15 protein-coding genes and 5 pseudogenes are annotated in these 21536 nt (G+C 53.7%); 8 read left to right on the top strand and 12 right to left on the bottom strand.

What is annotated here, in order from left to right; all coding sequences use genetic code 11:
• Positions 1 to 29 precede the first annotated feature (29 nt).
• The 7 genes from OAN307_RS24535 to OAN307_RS24505 form a co-directional block, all read right to left on the bottom strand.
• Complete coding sequence (locus tag OAN307_RS24535; RefSeq protein ID WP_144055683.1) at positions 30 to 755, bottom strand: FlgK family flagellar hook-associated protein; 726 nt, start codon at positions 753 to 755, stop codon at positions 30 to 32.
• Between the two features lie 19 nt (positions 756 to 774).
• Complete coding sequence (locus tag OAN307_RS24530) at positions 775 to 2073, bottom strand: flagellar hook protein FlgE (protein WP_015502093.1); 1299 nt, start codon at positions 2071 to 2073, stop codon at positions 775 to 777.
• A gap of 99 nt (positions 2074 to 2172) precedes the next feature.
• Positions 2173 to 2994: a flagellar motor protein MotB gene (locus OAN307_RS24525; RefSeq protein ID WP_015502092.1), complete on the bottom strand. Its 822-nt coding sequence runs from the start codon at positions 2992 to 2994 to the stop codon at positions 2173 to 2175.
• Positions 2995 to 3070: 76 nt separating this feature from the next.
• Entirely contained in the window at positions 3071 to 3832 is a 762-nt protein-coding gene (locus OAN307_RS24520; protein ID WP_015502091.1) for an FkbM family methyltransferase, read from the bottom strand.
• The gene (locus OAN307_RS24515; protein ID WP_015502090.1) at positions 3829 to 4233 is read right to left on the bottom strand and encodes a DUF6165 family protein; all 405 of its coding nucleotides are present in this window, start codon (positions 4231 to 4233) and stop codon (positions 3829 to 3831) included. The genes OAN307_RS24520 and OAN307_RS24515 overlap by 4 nt, the downstream gene beginning before the upstream one ends.
• A complete protein-coding gene (locus OAN307_RS24510; RefSeq protein ID WP_015502089.1) occupies positions 4226 to 5596 on the bottom strand; it encodes a tetratricopeptide repeat-containing glycosyltransferase family protein in 1371 nt (456 codons plus the stop codon). Before OAN307_RS24510 ends, OAN307_RS24515 begins: the two co-directional genes overlap by 8 nt.
• Positions 5597 to 5599: 3 nt before the next feature.
• Positions 5600 to 6388: a hypothetical protein gene (locus tag OAN307_RS24505; protein ID WP_015502088.1), complete on the bottom strand. Its 789-nt coding sequence runs from the start codon at positions 6386 to 6388 to the stop codon at positions 5600 to 5602.
• Between the two features lie 271 nt (positions 6389 to 6659).
• On the opposite strand from OAN307_RS24505, the gene araD reads away from it, so the two are divergent.
• The 3 genes and pseudogenes from araD to OAN307_RS24490 form a co-directional block, all read left to right on the top strand.
• Complete coding sequence (gene araD / locus OAN307_RS24500) at positions 6660 to 8402, top strand: L-arabinonate dehydratase (protein WP_015502087.1); 1743 nt, start codon at positions 6660 to 6662, stop codon at positions 8400 to 8402.
• 11 nt (positions 8403 to 8413) lie between these two features.
• Positions 8414 to 9322: a Gfo/Idh/MocA family protein gene (locus tag OAN307_RS24495; protein WP_217564374.1), complete on the top strand. Its 909-nt coding sequence runs from the start codon at positions 8414 to 8416 to the stop codon at positions 9320 to 9322.
• Between the two features lie 208 nt (positions 9323 to 9530).
• Positions 9531 to 9785 (top strand): annotated as a pseudogene (locus tag OAN307_RS24490) (IS6 family transposase); the annotation flags it as partial.
• 149 nt (positions 9786 to 9934) lie between these two features.
• Here OAN307_RS24490 and OAN307_RS24485 read toward each other — a convergent pair.
• Positions 9935 to 10234: pseudogene (locus OAN307_RS24485) on the bottom strand (integrase core domain-containing protein); the annotation flags it as partial.
• A 135-nt stretch (positions 10235 to 10369) separates the two neighbouring features.
• Between OAN307_RS24485 and OAN307_RS24480 the strand changes: the two are divergent.
• Positions 10370 to 11661, top strand: a pseudogene (locus OAN307_RS24480) (IS110 family RNA-guided transposase).
• 202 nt (positions 11662 to 11863) lie between these two features.
• Here the strand turns inward: OAN307_RS24480 and OAN307_RS30575 are convergent.
• Both OAN307_RS30575 and OAN307_RS24465 read right to left on the bottom strand, forming a co-directional pair.
• Positions 11864 to 12750, bottom strand: a pseudogene (locus tag OAN307_RS30575) (transposase); the annotation flags it as partial.
• A 916-nt stretch (positions 12751 to 13666) separates the two neighbouring features.
• Entirely contained in the window at positions 13667 to 14710 is a 1044-nt protein-coding gene (locus OAN307_RS24465) for a tyrosine-type recombinase/integrase (RefSeq protein ID WP_044044362.1), read from the bottom strand.
• 275 nt (positions 14711 to 14985) lie between these two features.
• Between OAN307_RS24465 and tnpA the strand changes: the two genes are divergently transcribed.
• Positions 14986 to 15333, top strand: a complete 348-nt coding sequence (tnpA, locus tag OAN307_RS24460; protein WP_015502081.1) for an IS200/IS605 family transposase — start codon at positions 14986 to 14988, stop codon at positions 15331 to 15333.
• 287 nt (positions 15334 to 15620) lie between these two features.
• Here tnpA and OAN307_RS24455 read toward each other — a convergent pair.
• Positions 15621 to 17047, bottom strand: a pseudogene (locus OAN307_RS24455) (IS1182 family transposase).
• A gap of 210 nt (positions 17048 to 17257) precedes the next feature.
• Complete coding sequence (locus OAN307_RS24450; RefSeq protein WP_015502080.1) at positions 17258 to 18286, bottom strand: LacI family DNA-binding transcriptional regulator; 1029 nt, start codon at positions 18284 to 18286, stop codon at positions 17258 to 17260.
• 200 nt (positions 18287 to 18486) lie between these two features.
• On the opposite strand from OAN307_RS24450, the gene hisD reads away from it, so the two are divergent.
• From hisD to OAN307_RS24435, 3 genes are read left to right on the top strand one after another with little or no spacing between them, the layout of a single operon-like run.
• Entirely contained in the window at positions 18487 to 19794 is a 1308-nt protein-coding gene (gene hisD / locus OAN307_RS24445; RefSeq protein WP_015502079.1) for a histidinol dehydrogenase, read from the top strand.
• Complete coding sequence (locus OAN307_RS24440; protein ID WP_015502078.1) at positions 19787 to 20548, top strand: SDR family NAD(P)-dependent oxidoreductase; 762 nt, start codon at positions 19787 to 19789, stop codon at positions 20546 to 20548. The genes hisD and OAN307_RS24440 overlap by 8 nt, the downstream gene beginning before the upstream one ends.
• The gene (locus OAN307_RS24435; RefSeq protein WP_015502077.1) at positions 20545 to 21531 is read left to right on the top strand and encodes an alcohol dehydrogenase catalytic domain-containing protein; all 987 of its coding nucleotides are present in this window, start codon (positions 20545 to 20547) and stop codon (positions 21529 to 21531) included. Before OAN307_RS24440 ends, OAN307_RS24435 begins: the two co-directional genes overlap by 4 nt.
• Positions 21532 to 21536 lie beyond the last annotated feature (5 nt).

Below are 21536 nucleotides of genomic sequence, written 5' to 3'. Positions count from 1 at the left end.
AGCACGCCCACCAAAGCGCCACACAAACATCACCCGAAATGGCCCCTTCTTACCCCGCGACAGAGGTCCCATTTTACTCTGCGATTGACAACTTGCCCACCATCACGATCAAGTTCACGTACTGGGACAATCTCAGCAATAACGTCAATGACGCGTTGTCGCTGATCATGAAGGCCAGAGGGATCAACGCCATTGTGGTGGGAATACGAAATATCCACGTTAAACTGTTCCACCTGCGCGAGGGCCGTGTTCAATTGACTCACCTGTCCGGCAATGGACGTGTCGGCCTGCGCCCTTTGTGTTTGAATGTCGCCTGAGGACGCATTGAGGCTGGCGGCAACATCACTCAACCGACCCCCAAGCGACGACAGCCGAATCGTGGAGGCTGGATCAGAAGCGGCGTCGATTAAAGCGGATTCAACAGCGACAATTCGGGCGGAAATTGAGCCACTATCCCCTGCCTGACCGACCGTGTCTTGAATGCGGTTCAGGGTGGAAACGAGCGAACCAAAACCACCCAAACTCGCACCCGCCAAACGGCGATCACCAAGGATACCACGATCAACATGGCGGTTAACTGAACCAATCTCCACACCAGCGCCACGCCCACCAACTACTGCCGAAGATAGATTCAGCGACCGTCGACCATAACCATCCGTCAGCGAGTTCGAGACGTTTGAGGACACAATTTCGGCCATCCGCGACGCGGCATTCATCCCCGATAGGGCGTTTGAAAGAGAGTTCGAAATACTCATGGCAGATTACCTCATGTCGTCAACGTTTGATGTTTGTGGTTTCCTGCAACATTTCATCAACAGTCTGAATGACTTTGGCGTTGGATGAATAGGCGCGCTGCGTCTTGATTAGGTTTGTCAGTTCAGCGGCCACATCAGTTGCCGATTCTTCGCGTGCGAAACTGACGATGTCCCCCGTTGGACCATCGCCTGCGTCCCACAAGAAGAATTGACCGCTTTCAGGTGTCACCGAGTAACTTTGATTATCTTCGGAGATCAGGCCATTCGGATTCGAAACATCAACCAAAGGAACCTGATACATTATGCGCGACACGCCATTATCAAAGAGGGCGCGGACAAAGCCATTTGCATCAACTTCAACGGAAGTCATAGTGCCAACGGGCGAGCCATTCTTGATGATAGAGACTGGCGCGAAGTTATCGCTGAGTTGGGTTAGACCACCCGGCTCACCGATATTGCCAATATCAATTTCGATTGTTCCGCTGTCCGTCGTCACTGACACTGTGCCATCAGCGGTATACGCGCCACCGGTCGTGTTGTTGACGCTAAGCAAACGGCCCCCAAGCCCTGCCAAATCGTCAAATTCAATGGTATATTCACCAATAATCGTTCCACTTGCACTATCTTCAACGAACATAGTCCACTCATTTGTCGCGCCAGTGGCCGGAACATTCGGTGCAAAGCTGACGGTCAGAGTCTCAGCGATACCGAGGTTATCAATGTATTCGACTAGCAACTCTTCGGTATCACCAGAGGCGCCTGCCTCAGTCGCTGTGGCGGGAAGGTTTACCGCCAGCTCAACATTGGTTGTCGGATCGCTGATGAACTGGTTTGTATCGATGCGGATCGGTTCAAGGCCGCCAATCGTGTCGCGCGGCAGGTTTGGCAGACTGCCATCAGCGTTTGACGGCCAGCCCAACAGTAACAGGCCATTGGTTGTCGTTAAATATCCTTCTGCGTCCGTTCTGAAGGATCCTGTTGTGGCCAACCGTAGTGAGAAATCACTTTCTGATCCAACAGAGACAGAAGATCGTTCCGTCACTGGCAACATTCCCCGCCCGCGCACCGCAAGGTCCGTCGCGTTGCTAGTGGCGACCAACGGACCCCTTTCATCGATCAGGCGTTGGGTGGTTACGCCGACGCCGCCAGCTGTATATTTGCCTTTGCCGCCATCAACGACCATCGAATGAAAGTCAGCAACCACACGTTTGTACCCGTAGGTAGACGAGTTTGCGATATTGTCAGAGATCGTCGCGAGGCGACTGGCATTGGATGCAAGTCCCGCCACGCTGGCATTAAAAGAAGATGATATTGTCATAAACTTGGCCTTTCTGTCACAAGGATCGACGAACTTGCGTCACGCCTACATGCTAGGCACTTAACAGGTCGCTAATAGATAAAATGCAGGACAATATTATCAGTTCTCAATACGGAGCAATATGATCTCGATCCTGTTGTTTCGCACCGAAAGGGCCTCAACGCGCGCAAGATCACGATCTGCGTTGCCAGTGATTCGCGCAATTCGCAAAGAGTCTAGTCCACCCGCTTCGAGCAATCGCCGCACCGTTTCTGCGCGACCAGTTGATATGTCCCAAACTGGTCGTTCTGCGATGACCAAAGGACGTGTTCGGGTGTGGCCTTCGATTGCGACAGGATTTGTCACCAGGTCAAAAGTACGTGCGAACATGGTCGTAAGTTCAATCAGAACTGGTGCGGGCTCTGTGCTTTCTGAGATGAACAATGGTGCATCATCCCGGGCAAAAACCTCAATGATCAGGCCCTCATCGGTGACACGTGTCACTACATGGCGCAGGGCTTCTTGCTGGACCAGGCTCTCTCCACCGATGCCAAGCAACAGCGCTTCGACCTCTTGCAAGGCGGCAACTTCGGCCGCGCTTTCTTGCGTTCCAACCAAATCACCATCAATCGGGACGCCACCGGATTGGCCAGTGCCATCCTGAACCAAAGCATCGTCAGACATCATGTTGGTTCCACCAAACATACCCTCCCCGCCACCTGACACCCTGCTCACGGTGATCGTTGGCGCAAAGTAGTCCGCGAGCCCCTTGCGTTGTTGTTCCGTCGTTGCGTTCAGCAGCCACATCATAAGAAAGAAGGCCATCATTGCGGTCACAAAGTCCGCATATGCGACTTTCCAAGCACCGCCATGGTGTCCACCACCAGCGATCACTTTCTTTCTTTTGATTATTATGACTGGCGCATTTGCTTTGTCACCCATCACCACTCCATTATTCTCACCCTCGTCTTTGTTAATAGGCAAGGCGTGAAGAGTGGCTTAACAGATTGAACTAGAGCTACTTTGGTTGCTTAAAATACAACTCATCTGGGCCGCAAAATTCAATTAAATCGTACCCATTTTTAGTCATGATGTCCCTGATTTCGGACGTGCCAGTATTATTTTCGATCGCCCAGGCTTTGACGTCGTGGTCCTTGAACGGGAACGCCTTGAGGCAGGCAATCTCACCGCCTTCAATATCGAGGGAAATGAAGTCTGGATCCGGAATTTTGGCGTATTCTATGATGCTCGACAAGGTCTTTGTCTGTATTTTTACGATATTCTCGCGGTGCCGCTTGTCGTCTCGCACCCGCTTTAGAAGTTTGTCGTCATAGGTGCCCGCAAGCCCACTCATCTGGGTGAAACCTTCACTGATTTCAATGAAATCCGCCTCACCTTCAGTCGGGGCGATCGCCACGCCAATGCAAGGGCATCTTCGCAAAGCAGCGGCCTTTACCAATTGGGCACGAACCGGTTCTACCAAGGCACCGGTCCAACCGCGGTTGGTTTCCAGAAAGAACGTATTCGACCCTGTTACACCGTCATATCCACCCACATCAAGAAATGTGCCTTCCCGCTTATGCTTCATGATTTGGTCAATAACGTAGTCCTGACCTGCCTGTGACGTGTAGGCATAAAGCGGTGACAGCATCTGGCGAACTTCGTGGAACTGTCGCACAAGCAGGCCGCGCGACCGAGAGCGATTGGTTTCTAACGCCTTTTGCAACTTTCCCGCTTCTTTACGCAGCAGGCGGAGGGCTTCGGCAACGTTTTCAGTCATGTTTCGACTCCATGGTCGGCGTAGGATTTTTCCTCAATGAGGGTCGATCCCAACAATAGGTTAATTTTGTTCTTCACATCCGCACGGCTGTCGTTGGTGATATACACGGCGCGTGCAAGGCGAATGAAGTTTTCGCCGAAGTCCTTGGCCTTTTCACAGTCGCGGATGTCATCTTCGATCACCCAAAGATCACCGTTGATCGCATAAAGTTCCGCCCACAGCGCGGTCAATTCGACGCTGGTCGGGATTTGTGAAGCGGCTGTTTTCGTCAACGCCGCCATTTCGATCTGAACATTCACGACCTTTGCAGGGTCGATCATCCGTTCCTCTTTCAGGCGTAGAATCGTGAGTTTATCAATCAACTCACCCGGTGCGGTCGGCACTAGAATATGTTCAGTCATGTACCGCCGCCTTTTCAATTAGTTCCACGCGTGCTGCATCAAATGCCGATGCCCAGTCTTGCGGTTTGTCCTGCCGGAACAGCCGCATCGTCGGATACCACGCGGTGGTGTCCCCTGTATGCTGATACACCCAAAACGCATCCCAATGCAGCATCACCCAGACGGGAATACCAAGCGATCCGGCTATATGTGCAGTCGCAGTGTCGGATGTGATTATCAAATCCATCTCACGCATCGTTGCCGCGCAATCGGCAAAATCACGGTCTGTGCTGGCTGTGTCAATAATCAACGCCGCACTACCGTCCTTATGGAAGGCATCCAAGAGTGGGCCCTTATACAGGGAAAACAGTTGCACGTTAGGAACGTTCGCCATCGGTAGAAATTCGCGATGCGTGAACGAGCGGAATGGGTCGCCCTTATAGGTTGCGGAACCCGCCCACACGACGCCGACTTTAAACATTTCGCGATGCTGGGCTGTCATCGTCTTTGCACGGGCGGCAGAATTGTCTGGAATCGTCAGTTTAGTCGGCTCAGGCACAACGCCATTTTCAGTCTGACCAAATACCAGTTTTGGCAGGTCCATCAGGCTTAACCAAAGGTCGACAGGATCCTCTTTTGCCGCGCCGGTTCCGATCCATTCGATCCCATCGACACCATCCAGAAGACGCAGCAGTGGTTTTTTGGCGACCAGCCTGATCTTCGCACCTAAGGCCGTGATCAAAGGGATAAAGCGCGACAGCATGATCATGTCGCCGAATCCCTGTTCCGGCAGGATCAGCAACGTTTTGCTGTCTACCGACATCCCGTCTTCCCATTTCGTGAACGGAACCTTCGGCGCACCCGATTCATAGGTCAACCAACGGGTATCGTAGTTTCGAAACGCCGGACCATAGTGTCCAGCCCCCAGCTGCGCAAACGCCAGTTGCAGTCGAATCTCCGGCTCTTCAGGGAATTTTTTGGCCATCGGCGTCAAGTATTTTATCGCCGCGCCGTAGTCGCCCATTCCACGAAAACATCGCCCGATCATCGCATGATGCATTAGGTGACTGGGATCAATCTTGAGAGACTTTTTGCGCAGTTTAATCGATCCTGTGTAGTCGCCGAGATCCGACAGGATGTTGGAATAGTTATTGATCACACCCTTATCATTCGGTGCTAGGGCATAGGCGCGCATTTGGGCAGTGCGGCCCATTTCGTGTCGACCCATCGCGCGATAAAGCGACCCGAGGTTCGTCCACACGCCAGCATCAGTTGGATAACGCTGCAAGTAGCGTTTATAGCCTTCAAGCGCGTCCGAGTGACGCCCTGCTCTATGGGCTTTTGCCGCGCTAACACGCAGAGCCGCCCGTTCAACGACAGCCACGGCTCAACCCTTGTTCCGATTGCGCGTTATCGGCTTGAGCAGTGTCTCGGGTCGGCGTTCTTCGGCGGCCTCAAACAACGAGAATGTTTGGTTCACGTAGTTCACTGCTCCCGAAATCATATTCATGTATTCATCGAGTTCCGGTGTGAGTTCTGTTTCTGTCACAACGATGCTTCGTTCAGGTGATTGGGTCTCGAACCCCGCGTAAAACAGCGGGTCACCGCGTTTGATCTTGATGGGTTTGTCGGGCTCATGCCACTCAAACGCCCACATCAGGGGGCGCGGCCAGACGTTGATCGGAAAGCGGCCACCAAAGATCGTGCCGGGCAGCGGGTCCTTGTTGTAATGCATGAACGGGCTGACTTGGCTCATATAGACCGGCTCGTCAGCGATAAAGACATAGGGCAGCGACAACTGGATTGTCGGAATGCCCTTGCTGCGCCATTCGACCTCTGAGGTGATGTGTAGTTTCTCCCCCAGTTTGCTTGCCCTGATGCTCGACTGCGTTCCAGCAAGATTTCGCAAAACTGGCTTGCCTTTGTCATCGCGGGTGAAACCAATGTGGATGTCAAACGGGCATTTCACCATGAAATACCGGCTCTCCATGTTGATGACAGCAGGGCAACGGGATGCCGATTTTGCGTGTTCACGGTTCATCTCAATGGACCGGACACGTTCGGGCGCATCATAAATGATCCCGCCCTTTTTTTCGTTCAGAAACCAACCCACTTGCACGGGGCCACCCCCGCTTGTCGTGTCTTTGGTGTTCTCGAATGCCACTGACAATCGCATGGCCATCTCCAATATTATACATTTTCATGGATAGAATCGTAATCTTCCATGCAAGTCAAAAGACTTGGAACGATTGGCAGGTCTGCGTGACATCAAAACAGCGCGGATCAGGTGAAATTGTGGCAGTTTGGTCTAGTCGGCGTTCAACGAGGCTTGTTTCATTCGGGCCAAACCCTGCGGCACAACCCCCATGCTGAGTGAAGGATGCTCGGCCCTTGCACTTTAGCGAGGCAAAGGCGAAACCTAGAGCTTCATATTCAAGGATACCGTCATGACTTTCAAACCGGCCAAATGGCCACGCAAGCTTCGGTCGCAAGAGTGGTTCGGCGGGACTAGCAAGGACGCGATCTATCACCGTGGCTGGATGAAGAATCAGGGCTACCCCGACGATTTGTTCGACGGGCGCCCCGTTATCGGCATCTGCAACACATGGTCCGATCTGACACCATGTAACGGGCATTTGCGAGAATTGGCCGACAAGGTAAAGAACGGCGTGTGGGAAGCGGGCGGATTCCCGGTTGAGTTCCCTGTTTTCAGCCCGTCTGAATCGGCGCTGCGCCCAACTGCGATGATGTTTCGTAACCTATGCGCGATGGACGTCGAAGAAGCCCTGCGTGGTAAGCCAATAGACGGCGTCGTGCTGATGGCGGGCTGCGATAAGACAACGCCCGCGCTGCTGATGGGCGCGGCGTCTGTCGATTTGCCAGCAATCGTTGTGTCTGGCGGGCCGATGTTGAATGGCTATTTCCGCGGCGAACGCGTCGGATCCGGTACACATATTCGTAAATTCAATGAGGCCGTCAAAGCTGGCGAAATGACGCAAGACGAGTTCGTCGAGGCAGAAGCGTCAATGTCGCGTAGCGCAGGGGGGTGCAACACGATGGGCACGGCCAGCACGATGGCGAGCATTGCCGAGGCGCTTGGCATGGCGCTATCAGGCAACGCTGCCATCCCTGCAGTAGACAGCCGTCGCCGCATGATGAGCCAGCTTACCGGACGGCGGATTGTTCAGATGGTCAAAGACGATTTGAAGCCATCCGATATCATGACGCAAGATGCGTTTGAGAATGCGATCCGGACCAATGGCGCAATTGGTGGTTCGACCAATGCGGTGGTCCATCTACAGGCGCTGGCGGGTCGATGCGAGGTGCCGCTGTCCTTGGAGGATTGGGATCGTTGCGGCAAGGATGTGCCAACAATCGTGAACTTGCTGCCATCAGGCAAATGGCTGATGGAGGAGTTCTTTTATGCGGGTGGCCTACCTGTCGTGATTAAGCGATTGGGTGAGATGGGGATGCTGCATAAGGATGCGCTGACAGTAAGTGGCGGATCTATTTGGGACGAAGTAAAAGACGTTCAGAACTGGAACGAAGATGTGATTGTTCCTACTGAAAAGGCACTTTGTAAATCTGGTGGCATAGCTGTGCTGCGCGGCAACTTGGCCCCGAACGGTGCTATCCTCAAACCGTCTGCTGCATCGCCTGATTTGATGGTGCATCGCGGTCGCGCGGTCGTGTTTGAAAATATTGATGACTACAAGGCGCGCGTCGATCTTGATGATCTGGATATCGATGAAACCTGCGTGATGGTGCTTAAGAATTGCGGACCAAAAGGGTATCCTGGAATGGCAGAGGTTGGGGACATGGCATTGCCTGCCAAACTTTTGAAGGCTGGCGTGCGCGATATGGTGCGCATTTCTGACGCACGGATGTCCGGCACAGCCTATGGCACGGTTGTGTTGCATGCAGCACCTGAGGCTGCTGCGGGTGGTCCTTTGGCGGTCGTTCAAAATGGCGATATGATCGAACTCGATGTCCCGTCACGTCGCTTGCATCTTGATATTTCTGACGATGAGTTGGCGTCACGTTTGGCGCAATGGACCCCGCCGGTTGCACGTCCTGCAAGCGGGTATGCACAGCTTTATCATGACAAAGTTAACCGCGCAGATCAGGGGGCGGATTTCGATTTCCTCGTCGGTCGTCGCGGCAATTACGTGCCACGAGAGTCCCATTGATGGCTGAAAAAATGAAAGTTGCACTGGTCGGAATTGGCAAGATTGCGGTCGACCAGCATGTCCCGTCCATCGCGACGTCCGGTGATTGGGAATTGGCCGCCACAGTGAGCCGATCTGGAACTGTGAACGGTGTGCCTGCGTTCACTGATATAGAGACTATGCTTATAGATAGACCCGAAATAGGGGTCGTAAGCCTGTGCCTGCCGCCTGTGCCACGGTTCGAGTATGCGGCGGCGTGTTTACGGGCTGGTCGGCATGTGATGCTCGAAAAACCCCCCGGAGCAACACTGGCAGAGGTTTATGCACTGGATGCATTGGCGCGAGACGCGGGCAAGACGTTGTTCGCCACGTGGCACAGCCGCATGGCTAAAGGTGTGCAAGTGGCCAAATCGGCTCTTGCAGGTAAGAAAGTCGAACGTGGCCACATTGATTGGAAAGAGAACGTCCGCCAATGGCACCCCGATCAGGACTGGGTGTTCGATCCGGGCGGCATGGGCGTGCTGGATCCAGGAATTAATGCGCTATCGATCCTTACAGAAGTTCTGCCCGCTCCGGTTCACCTAAGAAGCGCAGTGCTGCGGACACCCGCCAATCGTCAGACACCAATTTGCGCTGAAATGATGTTTTCGGGTGGGATCACCGCATCCTTTGATTGGCTTAAAAAGGGTACCCAAACTTGGGAACAGCGTTTTACTACGACGGATGGCACAAGTGTTCATCTTCTTGACGGCGGCAATCGTTGCATTGTGGATGGAACAGAACAGCCAGTGACGGAACTGGGGGAATACCCCGCACTTTATGCTCAAATGTCGCATTTGATAAGGACTGGAAAATCCGACGTGGACCTTTCACCGATGGTGCACGTGTCTGACATCATGACGCTTGCACGCCGCAAAGAAGCGCCAGCGTTTGAGTGGTAGTCGCGAGGATCGCACCGTCACGCAGATTGCGATGTTCTTCCTTTTGATTCGCACTAGTTTCCCCACCCTACGGACGTGCAACTCATAGGAACGACCCAAATGGCAGACCAAGCACTGGACTATGACCTTTTCATCATCGGTGGTGGCATCAATGGCTGCGGCGGGATCGTCAAGTTGCGGGGTATTTCCCTTCGGGGTATGCATTCGTATGACCAAGCCCAAGCAATCTGGCGCCTTCTTAGGCCATCGTTTTTCTCCTGAGATCATCGCATACGCCGTCTGGGCCTATCACCGATTTCCCATGAGTTTGCGCGATGTCGAGGACTTGCTGGCAGCACGCGGAATTATAGTCAGCTACGAGACCATCCGCGCTTGGGTAGCGAATTTCGGATCACAATATGCCAAGGTGATCCGCCGAGATCGACCCAAAGTGGCGGACAAATGGCACCTGGACGAGGATGTCCAGCACATCAATTTTGAAACTGAAACGTCGATGTGTCGGACTTTGTGGTCGTTCACACTGACCTGTGCCCCAATTTCCCTCCAGCTTTGCGCGGAGTCCTTGGTGCTAAATCTTTGACCTTAAGCGGCCATCTTGTCGATGATCCTTCTCTCTAAAAATTCCATTGGCGTCAGGTTCCCCAGAGCTGAATGTGGTCTGCGCCAGTTGTAGTCGTCCTGCCATTCTTCAAGCGTTTTGCGGGCGTCGCCCAATGTAGCAAACAGCGTTTCATTGAGGCATTCATCTCTTAGTTTACCGTTGAAGCTTTCGATGAACCCGTTCTGCTGGGGCTTGCCCCCTCTCATGGTTTGCAAGCAAACCACTGCCGGGCGGCGGGACGCGATATAATGCCAATCGATGCCCGTATTTTGAACCCATTTGAGGATCGCCATGCTGATATATTCTGGGCCGTAACACCTTCGGAATATCGCTAATTTAAGGCTATGACTGCCTGCGCAGCCCCAAATAACGCAGCAGGTGGTCATAGCCGTGCCTCAGGTCCCTACGGTGGTTTTGTACAAACCACACCGCAAAGGAGACCAACTATGACCGATATCATTATTACACAAACTGCGCCCGTTTTGGTGGCCATCGATATCTCGAAGGCCCGTGACGAAGGTCTCATTGCTATTTCGGGCAAGAAGCGCCGCCGTCGTTTGACTGTTCTGAACCAGCTAGACGACTTCAATCGTCTAATCACATCGCTTGCCTGCTACGGCCGCCCTGTCCGTGTAGCTTTTGAAGCAACGGGTAATTATCCCCGTGCCTTGGCTTATCATCTTGCCGCAGCAGGTTTTGAGTTGAAGTTGGTGTCATCTGTGGCCCTGGCCAGAACGCGAGAGGCCTTGCACAACAGTTGGGACAAAAACGACCCTAAGGATGCCCAGGTCATTCTTCACATGATGGAGATCGGGAACGAGCAGTTTTATCATGACCCCCTCGTGCGTGGCACTAACGACATCCAAGAGCTTTCCAAAACGCATGACATCGTATCCAAGTCGAAGACCGAGTTGTGGCACCGAGTTTTAACCCATTATCTGCCGCTGTATTTTCCCGAAGCTGATCGTTTCCATCGCAGTTCTCGCAGTGACTGGTTCTTTGCTTTCCTTGAACGTTATCCGTCACCACACTTGATCTCAGCCATGAGCAAGGAGGCATTCATCGCTGACGCTTGGGATGTGGTGGGCCGCAAGGTTGCAAAAGAGCGTTTACTTTCAGATATCTACGAGACTGCCAAAGTATCAGTCGGACTGCCGGTTGCCGCAGATTCCGACGCGATAAGCATGTTCCGCTTGGTTCTCGGGGAAGGCCGCAGTCTTATCGCGCAACGCAATCAAATTGAAGATCGCGCCGTCGCGCTTCTCAAGGACCTACCAGATTATAAGCTACTGACATCGATACCTGGAATCGGTCCCATCAATGCTTTGACAATTTTGGCAGAAGCTGGGGATGTACGGCGCTTTCGTCATCACCGGCAGTTTTCGAAGTTCTGTGGAATGGACCTTGCGACTATGCAATCAGGTACATTCAGAGGGCAAACCAAACTGTCAAAATATGGCAATGCTCGGCTTCGTCGAACGCTTTGGATGGCTGGACAGGTTGCTATTCTGCAGCGCACCAACAGCTTCCGCGACAAGTTCGAGCGCTACATCGCCAAAGACCGTCACAACACCCATTTGCGCCGAAAGGCGTACACCGCAATCGCAGCGAAGATGGCCCGAACCGTTCATGGGATCATCAAGCACGGCGAACCATATCGCCCCTTCTTTGAGGGGTGATCGACAGCAGTAGGACCTTTCTCTGTAAGGGCCGTGGAGGCAGACAACTGACCTCGTAGATAATGTTTAGGCCTTCTGCTCAACGACCCAAAGATCTCGTCTTAAGGACGGTGAGAGCCGCAAAAGCGTACTCTGTGTTTGTTATGGGAGAGACAGTTCGTTGACCAAAATGCCAAACTGAGCAATGCTTCTAACGTGTCGAGACGCCTCGATGCGACAATAACCTGACGCCAATTCAGCTAATCATTCCGCGCATAGGACGTTATCCGACACAATCGTCTTTGGCATGCCGCGCTCAGCGATTACGCGGTCCAGTTCTCGGGCAACGCGCTGACCAGACAATGATGTGTCCGCGACAAGTACCAGGTTCTCGCGGCTGAAGTCATCGACAACCGTCAGAATACGAAACCGGCGACCGTCAGTCAGCGCGTCAGACACAAAATCTAATGACCATCTCTGGTTAGGACCATCAGGCAGCACCATCGGCTTCCGCGTGCCCAAAGCGCGCTTTCTACCGCCCCCACGACGCACTTGGAGCTTCTCTTCAGTGTAAATGCGTCTCACCTTTTTGTGGTTCACCGCAAAGCCTTCGCGCGCGATCATCACATGAACACGACGGCAACCAAACCGTCGCCGCTCCCTCGAAACCCGCTTGATGGCATTACGCAACTCAGCGTCATCGCCACGGCGAGACGGATACCGCACCGTTGATCGATCAACTTGCAAGACATCGCACGCCCCCTCTCGGCAGATTGCTTTGCAATCGCCTGCCGGGCAATGGTCGCTGGCTAACCTGATGAGTTTCCATCAAGTGAACCACAGCTTTAAGCTTCCCAACGGGCGTCACCATTTTTTTGAATTGATGTCTCGCAACATTGCATTGTCCCTCGCCTGACAGGGTATTGCGCAGCAATGTCCCGAGAAGGGAGCATCTGTTCCGCTAGCAGCTTCTTTAGCTTCCCGTTCTCGTCTTCCAAGGCCCGCAACCGCTTCGCGTCAGACGGCTCCATGCCTCCATACTTCGATGTGTATTTATAGAACGTCGCTGAACTGATCCCGTGCCGCCGACATACATCAGCAGTCTTCTCCCCAGATTCCTGTTCTTTGATAATTGCTATGATCCGTTCGTCTGTAAATCGCGCCTTCATTTGTCCGTCCTTTTGTTGGGCGGACTCTACACAAATCTGGAGGAGTTTTAGGGGCGCAGGTCAGATGCTGGAGGGCAGGAACTCAAAACAGAGCAGAGAGGAACTCATTATACCTCAGAGATCACGCCTAATACCTTATTATACATAGACTCTACTTGGTATACGGTTCCTATCAGCGGCACCACTTAACTTAGTTCAGCTGTTAAAATAAACAGCTACTGAGTCTAGGATGATTTTTTACCCCCCTAATTGTCAACCCTAAGTCTGGTGGTGGGTTGTTGAGGCCTTACTATTGCTTCCAACGAAAGGCTCGCCAACTAGGCTGAGGTTTCTGTAAAGTAGTTAGCCACGAATAAAAGGCTAGCGCCTCGTTTTGATCTCCGTCCACGACGGGTTTGAAAGTGTGTTCCACTTCGTGCGCCGACAGTGTGCTTAGCACAGTCCGCACAAATGTCGCTCGACGATCTGTGTGCAGCCCAGTTTGAATTAACTGTGCCAATCACCATATTATTTCAAATTTTCGACCAATTGTTTGCCCGTCATATGCCAGCACTTTTCTAGATAGCAGGTCTATTCGACGTCCACTGACTTCGCGCACCCACTCATGGGAAGGGCATCTGCATTGTCTTTGGTTAAAAATTCACACCAAACCTCATCTGCTAGGTGTGCCAGCAAGTTCGCTTCCTCTACTGATAAGCTATAAATCCCAGCGTGTGCTTTATTGTCAACTTCGGGATGATATACTGCACGACCTTCACTTCCTGCAGCTTCAATGGCTGCCAATACAGTGTGCGTATCCACTACACAGAAACACGCCTTAGGGACGACGTTCACCCGCCAATCTGGGGTTCCCCATGTCGCAGAAGTCGCGAGTGTCGCAGCAGAGGTGTCGGTTTTTCAGTTTTATTCCGAGCCATCAGCTTGCCCCCACCAACTGCACCACCTGCCCAGCGCCGCCGGTCACATGGTCGGCCCAGCGTTTGGAAAGTGCCCGACGCTGCTCAAGATAGTCAGTTCTGCGATAGGCGCGCACCACGCCACCAACCGTGACGTGCGCCAGCATCGCTTCGGCCACTTCATGCGGGGCGTCGGTCGCTTCGGCCAGCCATGTGCGCAGGCTTGTGCGGAAGCCATGTGGGCGCGCTTCTAGTCCGCGACGTTCCATCATCCGCGAAAGGGTCATATCACTAATCACACCGCCCTTCGTATTCGGAAAAAGGAAGCCTTTGCGAGCGTGCGGGCGTGCCAGATCAATGATGCGCTGGGCTTCGCTCGAAAGCGGCGCGCGGAAATCTTCTGTTGCACCTTTGCGGCCCTTCATGGCTTCGGCTGGCACGGTCCACACGTCACCTTCGATATCGTCCAGTCGTAAATTGCGCAGGGGAGCAAAGCGCAGCCCGGTCAGTATCAGAAGCCGCAAAGCAAGATGGGTCAGCGTTGGCTTTTCGAGGCTGGCATAGAAGTCCTGCACATCAGCCCACGCCATAGCCGGAATTTTCTTAGGGATGTGCCGCGTTTTCCCCAGAAGCGCCTTTGCTTTGTCGGTCGCTTGCAGGTCCACATCTAAGCCCAGCGCCGCCGCGTGCTTCATTACGATTGAAAGCCGGTTCATCGCCTTGCGCGCAGTATCTGCCTTCGTGTGCCAGATAGGCGCAAGGGTGTCGCGAATATCGCGCTGGTCGAGGTCAGTCACCGGCACTCGGCCCAGTTTGGGTAGAACGTGAATGGTCAGGGGGGAAAGCCACCGGCCCGCTGTTCCATCCCCTTTCAATTCCGCGTTACGAGATTCAAAAGCATCGGCGGTCAATATTGCCAGTGTTATGTCTTCGCGACGTACCGCCCGTTCCTCGGCTTCGCGTTCCTTCACTGGATCACGGCCAGCCGATGCCACATTGCGCCAGCGTTCGGACAGTTTGCGGGCGTTCGCCAGCCCGAGCGCAGGATAGCCACCTAAACCCATTGCGCCCCGCCATCGTCGCGCTTCACCAGCCAAAGCCCGGCCCCGTCACAGTGTTTGCCCACGGGGGCAGATTTCACTTTCCAACTAATGGATCGAAACGACCGGCTTCTAGCCGGTCAGCTTCAGCGAATCTATGATTGATCTTCTCTCCTGAATTTTGAAACCATACTGCTAATGCGGGTTTCAAAATTCAGGAGAGAAGATCATGCGTTATTCCTCATCCGCGCACACGCGATTTTACCACAGATTTCACGTCGTGTGGGTCACAAAATGTCGTGTGGGTCACAAAATATAGATACAAGGTTTTGCAGGGTGAGATGCGAGAGCGGATACGCGAGATTATCATGCAAACATGGGCCGAAATGGGCGTCCATATCGCAAAAGGTGTGCTGGGACGCGATCATGTGCACATGTTCCTGTCGATCCCACCAAAACTGTCCCTGTCCAACGTTATGCAACGCATAAAGGGCCGCTCGTCGCGCCGCATCCAGATGGAATTCCCTGAGTTGCGTAAGCGCTACTGGGGCAGGCGGTTTTGGGCACGCGGATATTTCTCAACCACCTCTGGAAATGTGACTGACGACGTCATCACACAGTATCTGGAATTGCATTCCTCTAAATGAGGCTACCGGCGTCAGCCGGTAGTCCTTCACTTGGCGTAAGATATCAAACCCGAGCATAAGCGAATTGTCCGCACTGTGAGGTTTTGAAGAATTTCAGTTCTTGCGCGAACGGAATGCTTCCTAGAAATAGGCTGTTGAGACATCAGAACGCAGAGTAAACGGCAGTGTTTACTAAGCCGAGCGGACCGCCCCCCTGTTCTGGTTCACTTATAGCCGATTCTGTTGAAAAACACCGTGTTGCGCGTGCAGAAAGTCTGGCGTTGAACTGGGCGCAAGCGCCTTTCTTATCAGGCTTTGCACGCTTGCTGCGGTGCAGGAAAGATTTTGGCTAGTTTGCGGAGGTTTTGGGCGGTTGCGGCGAGGAGGAATTCGTCATTTGCGCCGCATGGTCCTCGTAATCGAAGCCGTCCTAGCCCCAGGATGCGTTTGAGGTGAGCGAAGAGCATCTCGACCTTCTGTCGTAGTCTCATTGAGATGACATATTGCTTGGTCTTAGCAATATTGCGGGCGACCTGGCGGGCGTCTTCGTGTTCTTCGCGGGTGATCTTGCGCACATCTGCATTCGGGCAACATTTAGGTTTTGAGGGACAGGCTTGGCACGACAACTTTAGCGCCTGATACTTGGCGACGCCCTTGCCGTCGGGGCCTCGGTTCGGGTCGGAATAGTTGCGGCGGAACTGCTTGAGCGCTTCGCCTTCTGGACAAACGTATTGATCGTTCTCTGTATCCAATGCGAAGTTGACCCGAGACCAAGTTCCATCTTTGCGACCCGACTGGTCGATGACAGGAATATGCGGAGCTATACCGTGTTCGACCAGCCAGCCAAGGTTCTTGGCAGAGCCGTATGCTGTATCGGCAATGAGACGTTCTGGTTGCAGCTCGAAGCGATCTTTAACCATACTCAACATCGTGCGTGATGCGCCAACTTCCGCGCTTAGAATAGAGCGGCTTGGTTCGACATCAACGATGACGCTGTAATCCGTGTCGATCAGGTAATTAGTCGAATATGCAAAGAAAGCAGGTCCTTTGCGAGCGGCAGTCCATTGACTGGATGGGTCAGAATGCGAGGTAAACTTCGGCTCAACCGTAGTCGCTGCACCAAATGCGGCATCATCCAGAACGTCGAGATACTCACGAACAGCACGCGGCGCATCTTCGGAATTTATCGTCGATGCGTCCCAATCATCTTTCGGCGTTGAATTCTGTTTATTGGCATCGGCTTCGATCAGGCTTGCGTCAGCAGCGAAGCGTTGGCCGCTCACCAAGCCATCCGCAATACAGCGCGCAACGGTCGTCTCAAACAGGTGGCGCAACAAATCACTGTCTCGAAAGCGCCCATGCACTGCCTGGCAGGCGATTGCATAGCAATCTGCCGAGAGGGCCTGTTCTTCGAAAATGTTGAATGATTAGGCACCGGATCGGAAAGATCGAGGCGGCAGAACCAGCGATAGGCCAGGTTGAGATGCACCTCTTCGCAAAGCCTGCGTTCGGATCGAATACCGAGGCAATAGCCCACCAATAACATGCGGATCAGGAGCTCAGGATCAATCGAGGGGCGGCCAGTGTGACTATAGAATTCTGCCAGATGTGGACGAATACTCGACAGATCCACGAACCGATCAATTCAACGTAACAGGTGGTCTTGCGGCACGTGATCATCAATCGAAAACTCGTAAAACAGTGCGCCCTGCGCTTCTTGCTTCGGTCCCAACATCGAAATTACCCCTTGCTGTTAGGAACAATTGAATCAGTGAGCAAGCTTCAAATCAACAAGAGTTTTTCAACAAAATTCGCCATGCGCCGCCATCAAGGCGTGGCGCGCGTAGGCAATATGCGCAGTTTCTTCGATGATTTCCGCCAGATACTATGCTGCCAGTAATGTTTTAGCGGCCGCAATTGTCCCGTGGTTGGACCAGCCGATCAATCAAGAGCCCACTTTGACAGGTGCCAAGGTTTCGCGCAGAACAGGCCGGGTTCCAAGCTGCACAGACTTCAATGGCGTGCCGTTCTTCAAATGATCTGCAAGGGCATGGCCAGCGCGACGACCCATTTCGCGATGTGGAACGTGGACAGTCGTCAGGGGCGGATAAGCTACTTGCGCCAGTTCAATGTCGTCAAAACCTATGATTGATACATCCTGTGGCACTGCGATCTTTAACTCTCTCGCACGGCGAAGCGCGCCGACGGCCAAGACGTCATTGCCGCAAAAAACAGCCGTTGGTCTTGGGGTTTTCAGCATCAGTTTGTCAAAGGCTGCCGCGCCCTCTTCGATGCCATAAGTGGTTTCAATGCAATGCAGATCGTCGGCATTCAACCCAGCCGCAATCATAGCGTCCCCGATGCCGTTTAGCCGCGCTGTCGCGCGGTCGTTTCGGGCCGTCGCTGCCGAGATAAACGCAAGCTCGGTATGACCAAATTCAATGACCTTTATCGCCATTTCCATCATCGCGACCCTGTTGTCAAAACCCACAGATGGCCGTGTGGATTCGGCGTCAAACACCCAAGTGATCAACACTGGGACACCTTGGGTTTCAAGGAAGCGGTAGATTTCAGGGTCTCTTTCATGGCCGATCAAAAGCAGTGCATCGGCGCCGCGTGCGACCAGTGATCTGATCTGTTCTTCCTCAATTTCAGGGCGATAGGATGTGCTGGCCACGAGCATCGTGAACCCGTGGAGTCGCAGTTCTTCCTGAAAGGCCTCAAGGCCACGCGCGAAAATTGCATTTTCCATTGTCGGGATGATCGCGCCGATTGTGTTTGTCCGGCGCGCCGCCATCGCTTTTGCGCCGAAGTTAGGTGAATAACCGAGCAGTTGGATGGCCGAAAGAACCTTATCACGGGTGAGCTTTGCGACTTGGTCTGGAAAGTTCAGGCAACGTGATACAGTCGCCGTCGACACGCCGGCGGCCACTGAAACGTCATGAAGTGTTGGGGCCGGTCGTTTCAGGTTCATTCTTATCCTTGGCGCGTGTTTTAGAAGTGTTCCGGATCGCGTCTATGTCTTATTCCAATCTAATTAGCCCGATTTGTAAAGGCTTGCATTACCCAAATGTAATGGCTTACATAGAGGAGAAGAACACTGAGAATCAATTGTACGCGGGTGATTGTACCCGCCCGCGATGCCCCGACCACCAGATATAAGGCGACCCACATATGGCACGGACCTATCTCAAGAAAGCAACGCTGACGGCCCAATCCGGCGCTTCAGATGTGCATGACATCGTGCAGGGTATCCTGACGGACATTGAGGCGGGCGGGGACGACACAGCCCGCGAATATGCGATTAAGTTCGACAAATATGACGGTAACATAATCCTGACGGACGAGGAAATCCAAGCGGCCTGTGATCGCGTGCCTGAGAAACTGAAACAGGATATCCAATTCGCCCATGACAACGTGCGTCGATTTGCCGAGGCACAAAAGGGCACTGTCAAAGACATCGAATATGAGATCACGCCCGGTTTGATCGCTGGACAGAAAGCGATCCCCGTAGATGCGGCCGGATGTTATGTACCCGGTGGTCGATATAGCCATATCGCGAGTGCGATCATGACTGTGACAACGGCAAAAGTCGCAGGTTGTAGCCACATCACCGCAACGTCGCCGCCGCGCGCCGGTCTGGGCGTGGCCCCTGCAATTATTTATGCGGCGCATATCTGCGGTGCTGACAAAATTATGGCGCTGGGCGGTGTGCAAGGTGTCGCCGCAATGACCTTCGGATTGTTCGGCCTGCCAAAGGCAAACATTCTTGTGGGCCCGGGGAACCAGTTCGTCGCCGAAGCCAAGCGCATCCTGTTCGGTCGCGTTGGTATCGACATGATTGCTGGTCCCACTGATAGCTTGGTTTTGGCCGACAAAAATGCTGATCCGCATATCGTTGCGACAGACTTGGTGAGCCAAGCGGAACACGGATATAATTCACCCGTTTGGTTGGTAACAGACAGCACAGAATTGGCGAAAGACGTCATGGCCCGCGTCCCCGCATTGATTGACGATCTACCGGAACTAAACCGCGAAAACGCATTCGCCGCATGGCGTGATTATGCCGAAGTCATTGTGTGTGAAGACCGCGAAGACATGGCCGCCTGTTCGGATGAATATGCACCTGAGCATTTGACTGTTCAGGCCGAAGACCTTGATTGGTGGTTGAGTCGGCTATCGTGTTACGGGTCTTTGTTCTTGGGTGAAGAAACGACCGTGTCCTATGGTGACAAGGCGTCAGGCACGAACCACGTGCTGCCAACGTCCGGCGCAGCAGGTTACACGGGTGGTTTGTCCGTCCACAAATACATGAAGATCGTCACATGGCAGCGATCAACCCGTGAAGGGTCAAAGCGGGTTGCAGAAGCGACAGCGCGGATATCGCGGCTGGAAGGAATGGAAGGCCACGCGCGCGCAGCTGACGTTCGCCTTGCCAAGTATTTCCCAAATGAAACCTTTGATCTGACCGCAGATGGTTAATCCAGACGCACTTTTTGATCTCTGCGGTAAAGTCGCTTGCGTCACTGGCGCAAGTTCGGGTCTGGGGCGTCGTGCCGCGCTCATGCTGGCGGAAGCCGGGGCAAAGGTCGTGTGCGTGGCCCGCCGTGCCGATGCATTGGACAGCCTTTGCAACGAAATCGGGGTGGTCGCCGCCGCAGTAGTCGCTGACATCGCGGACCGAAACACCACAGAAAGTCTGGTATCAAAAATTTCCGCGCCTTTTGGTGCGCCCGATATCATCGTGCACGCCGCAGGTATCAACACGCGCGAACAGGCTGATGATGTGACGCCGCAAGGATGGGACCAGACGCTGGCGCTCAACCTCACTGCTCCGTTTTTCCTGAGCCAAGCTATGGTGCCTGCCATGAAGGCGAAGGGCTGGGGGCGGATCGTGAATTTTGCGTCACTGCAAAGCAGCCGCGCCTTTTCGGGTGGCATCGCCTATGGCGCATCCAAGGCGGGCATCGCCCAGCTGACCCGTGCGATGGCTGAAGCGTGGTCGAAGGACGGAATCACAGTAAACGCCATTGGGCCAGGATTCTTCCCGACGGAACTGACGGGCCCTGTGTTTGCCGACCCTGAGCGCGCAGCGCATAACGCGGCGCAAACCTGTATCGGGCGCAACGGCACGCTCGAAGATATTGACGGTCCGCTGTTATTCCTGTGCTCAGACGCATCCGCATATGTTACAGGCCAAGTTCTGATGGTTGACGGAGGCTACACAGCAAAATGAAAGCACTGGTTTATGACGCCGTTGAAAAAATGGTTTACCGCGACATGCCCAATCCTGTGGCGGGGGCAGGCCAAAGCCTGATCCGGATTGAAGCGTCGGGAATCTGCGGATCCGATATGCATGCCTTTCTTGGCCATGATGAACGCCGTCCCGCACCGCTGATCCTTGGCCATGAAGCGGCTGGCACGGTTGTCGGTGGGCCAAATAATGGTGCGCGGGTTACGATCAATCCGTTGGTGTCGTGCGGGTCGTGTCGTGCCTGCAAATCAGGGCGCGATAACCTGTGTCCTGAGCGGCTGATTATTTCTATGCCACCGCGTGAAGGCGCATTTGCTGAGATGGTCGTGATGCGAGATGAGAATCTTGTGCGTGTGCCTGATGATGTGCCTTTGCGCAAAGCGGCGTTGGCTGAACCGCTGGCCTGTGGTTGGCATGCAGTCCGGCTCGGGTCGGCAATTTTAGACATGCCATTGGCGCAAGCTAAGTGCCACGTTATCGGTGGTGGTGCGATTGGTGTTGGTGCAGCACTTGCGCTGCGTGCGTTTGGCGCAACGCAGATCACTGTCGCAGAACCGAACGCCGTGCGACGCGCGACGTTGGATGGGATTGATGGATTTGACGCTGTGGCACCCGGTGACGTGGCGCAGGCTGATCTGGTCATTGACGGCGTCGGCTACGCTGCAACCCGTGCAGATGCGACTGCGATTGCCCAACCAGGAGGCGTTATTATGCACATTGGTTTGGGCGAGAGCGAGGGTGGCCTTGATATCCGCCGCATGACATTGCAGGAAATCGCATTTGTCGGCACATATACCTATACCGCACAAGATTTCCGAGACACGGCTGCCGCGATTTTTGACGGCCGACTTGGCGCGCTGGACTGGACAGAACAACGACCCCTTATTGACGGACAGCAGGCGTTTTCCGACATCCGTGCAGGCAATGTTGCCGCACCTAAAATTATTCTTGAACCTAACCCATGACCCAA

Source organism: Octadecabacter antarcticus 307, from assembly GCF_000155675.2.
Lineage (GTDB): Bacteria > Pseudomonadota > Alphaproteobacteria > Rhodobacterales > Rhodobacteraceae > Octadecabacter > Octadecabacter antarcticus.
Note: the sequence above shows the minus strand (reverse complement) of the source record. Positions and strands in the feature narration are given on the sequence as shown.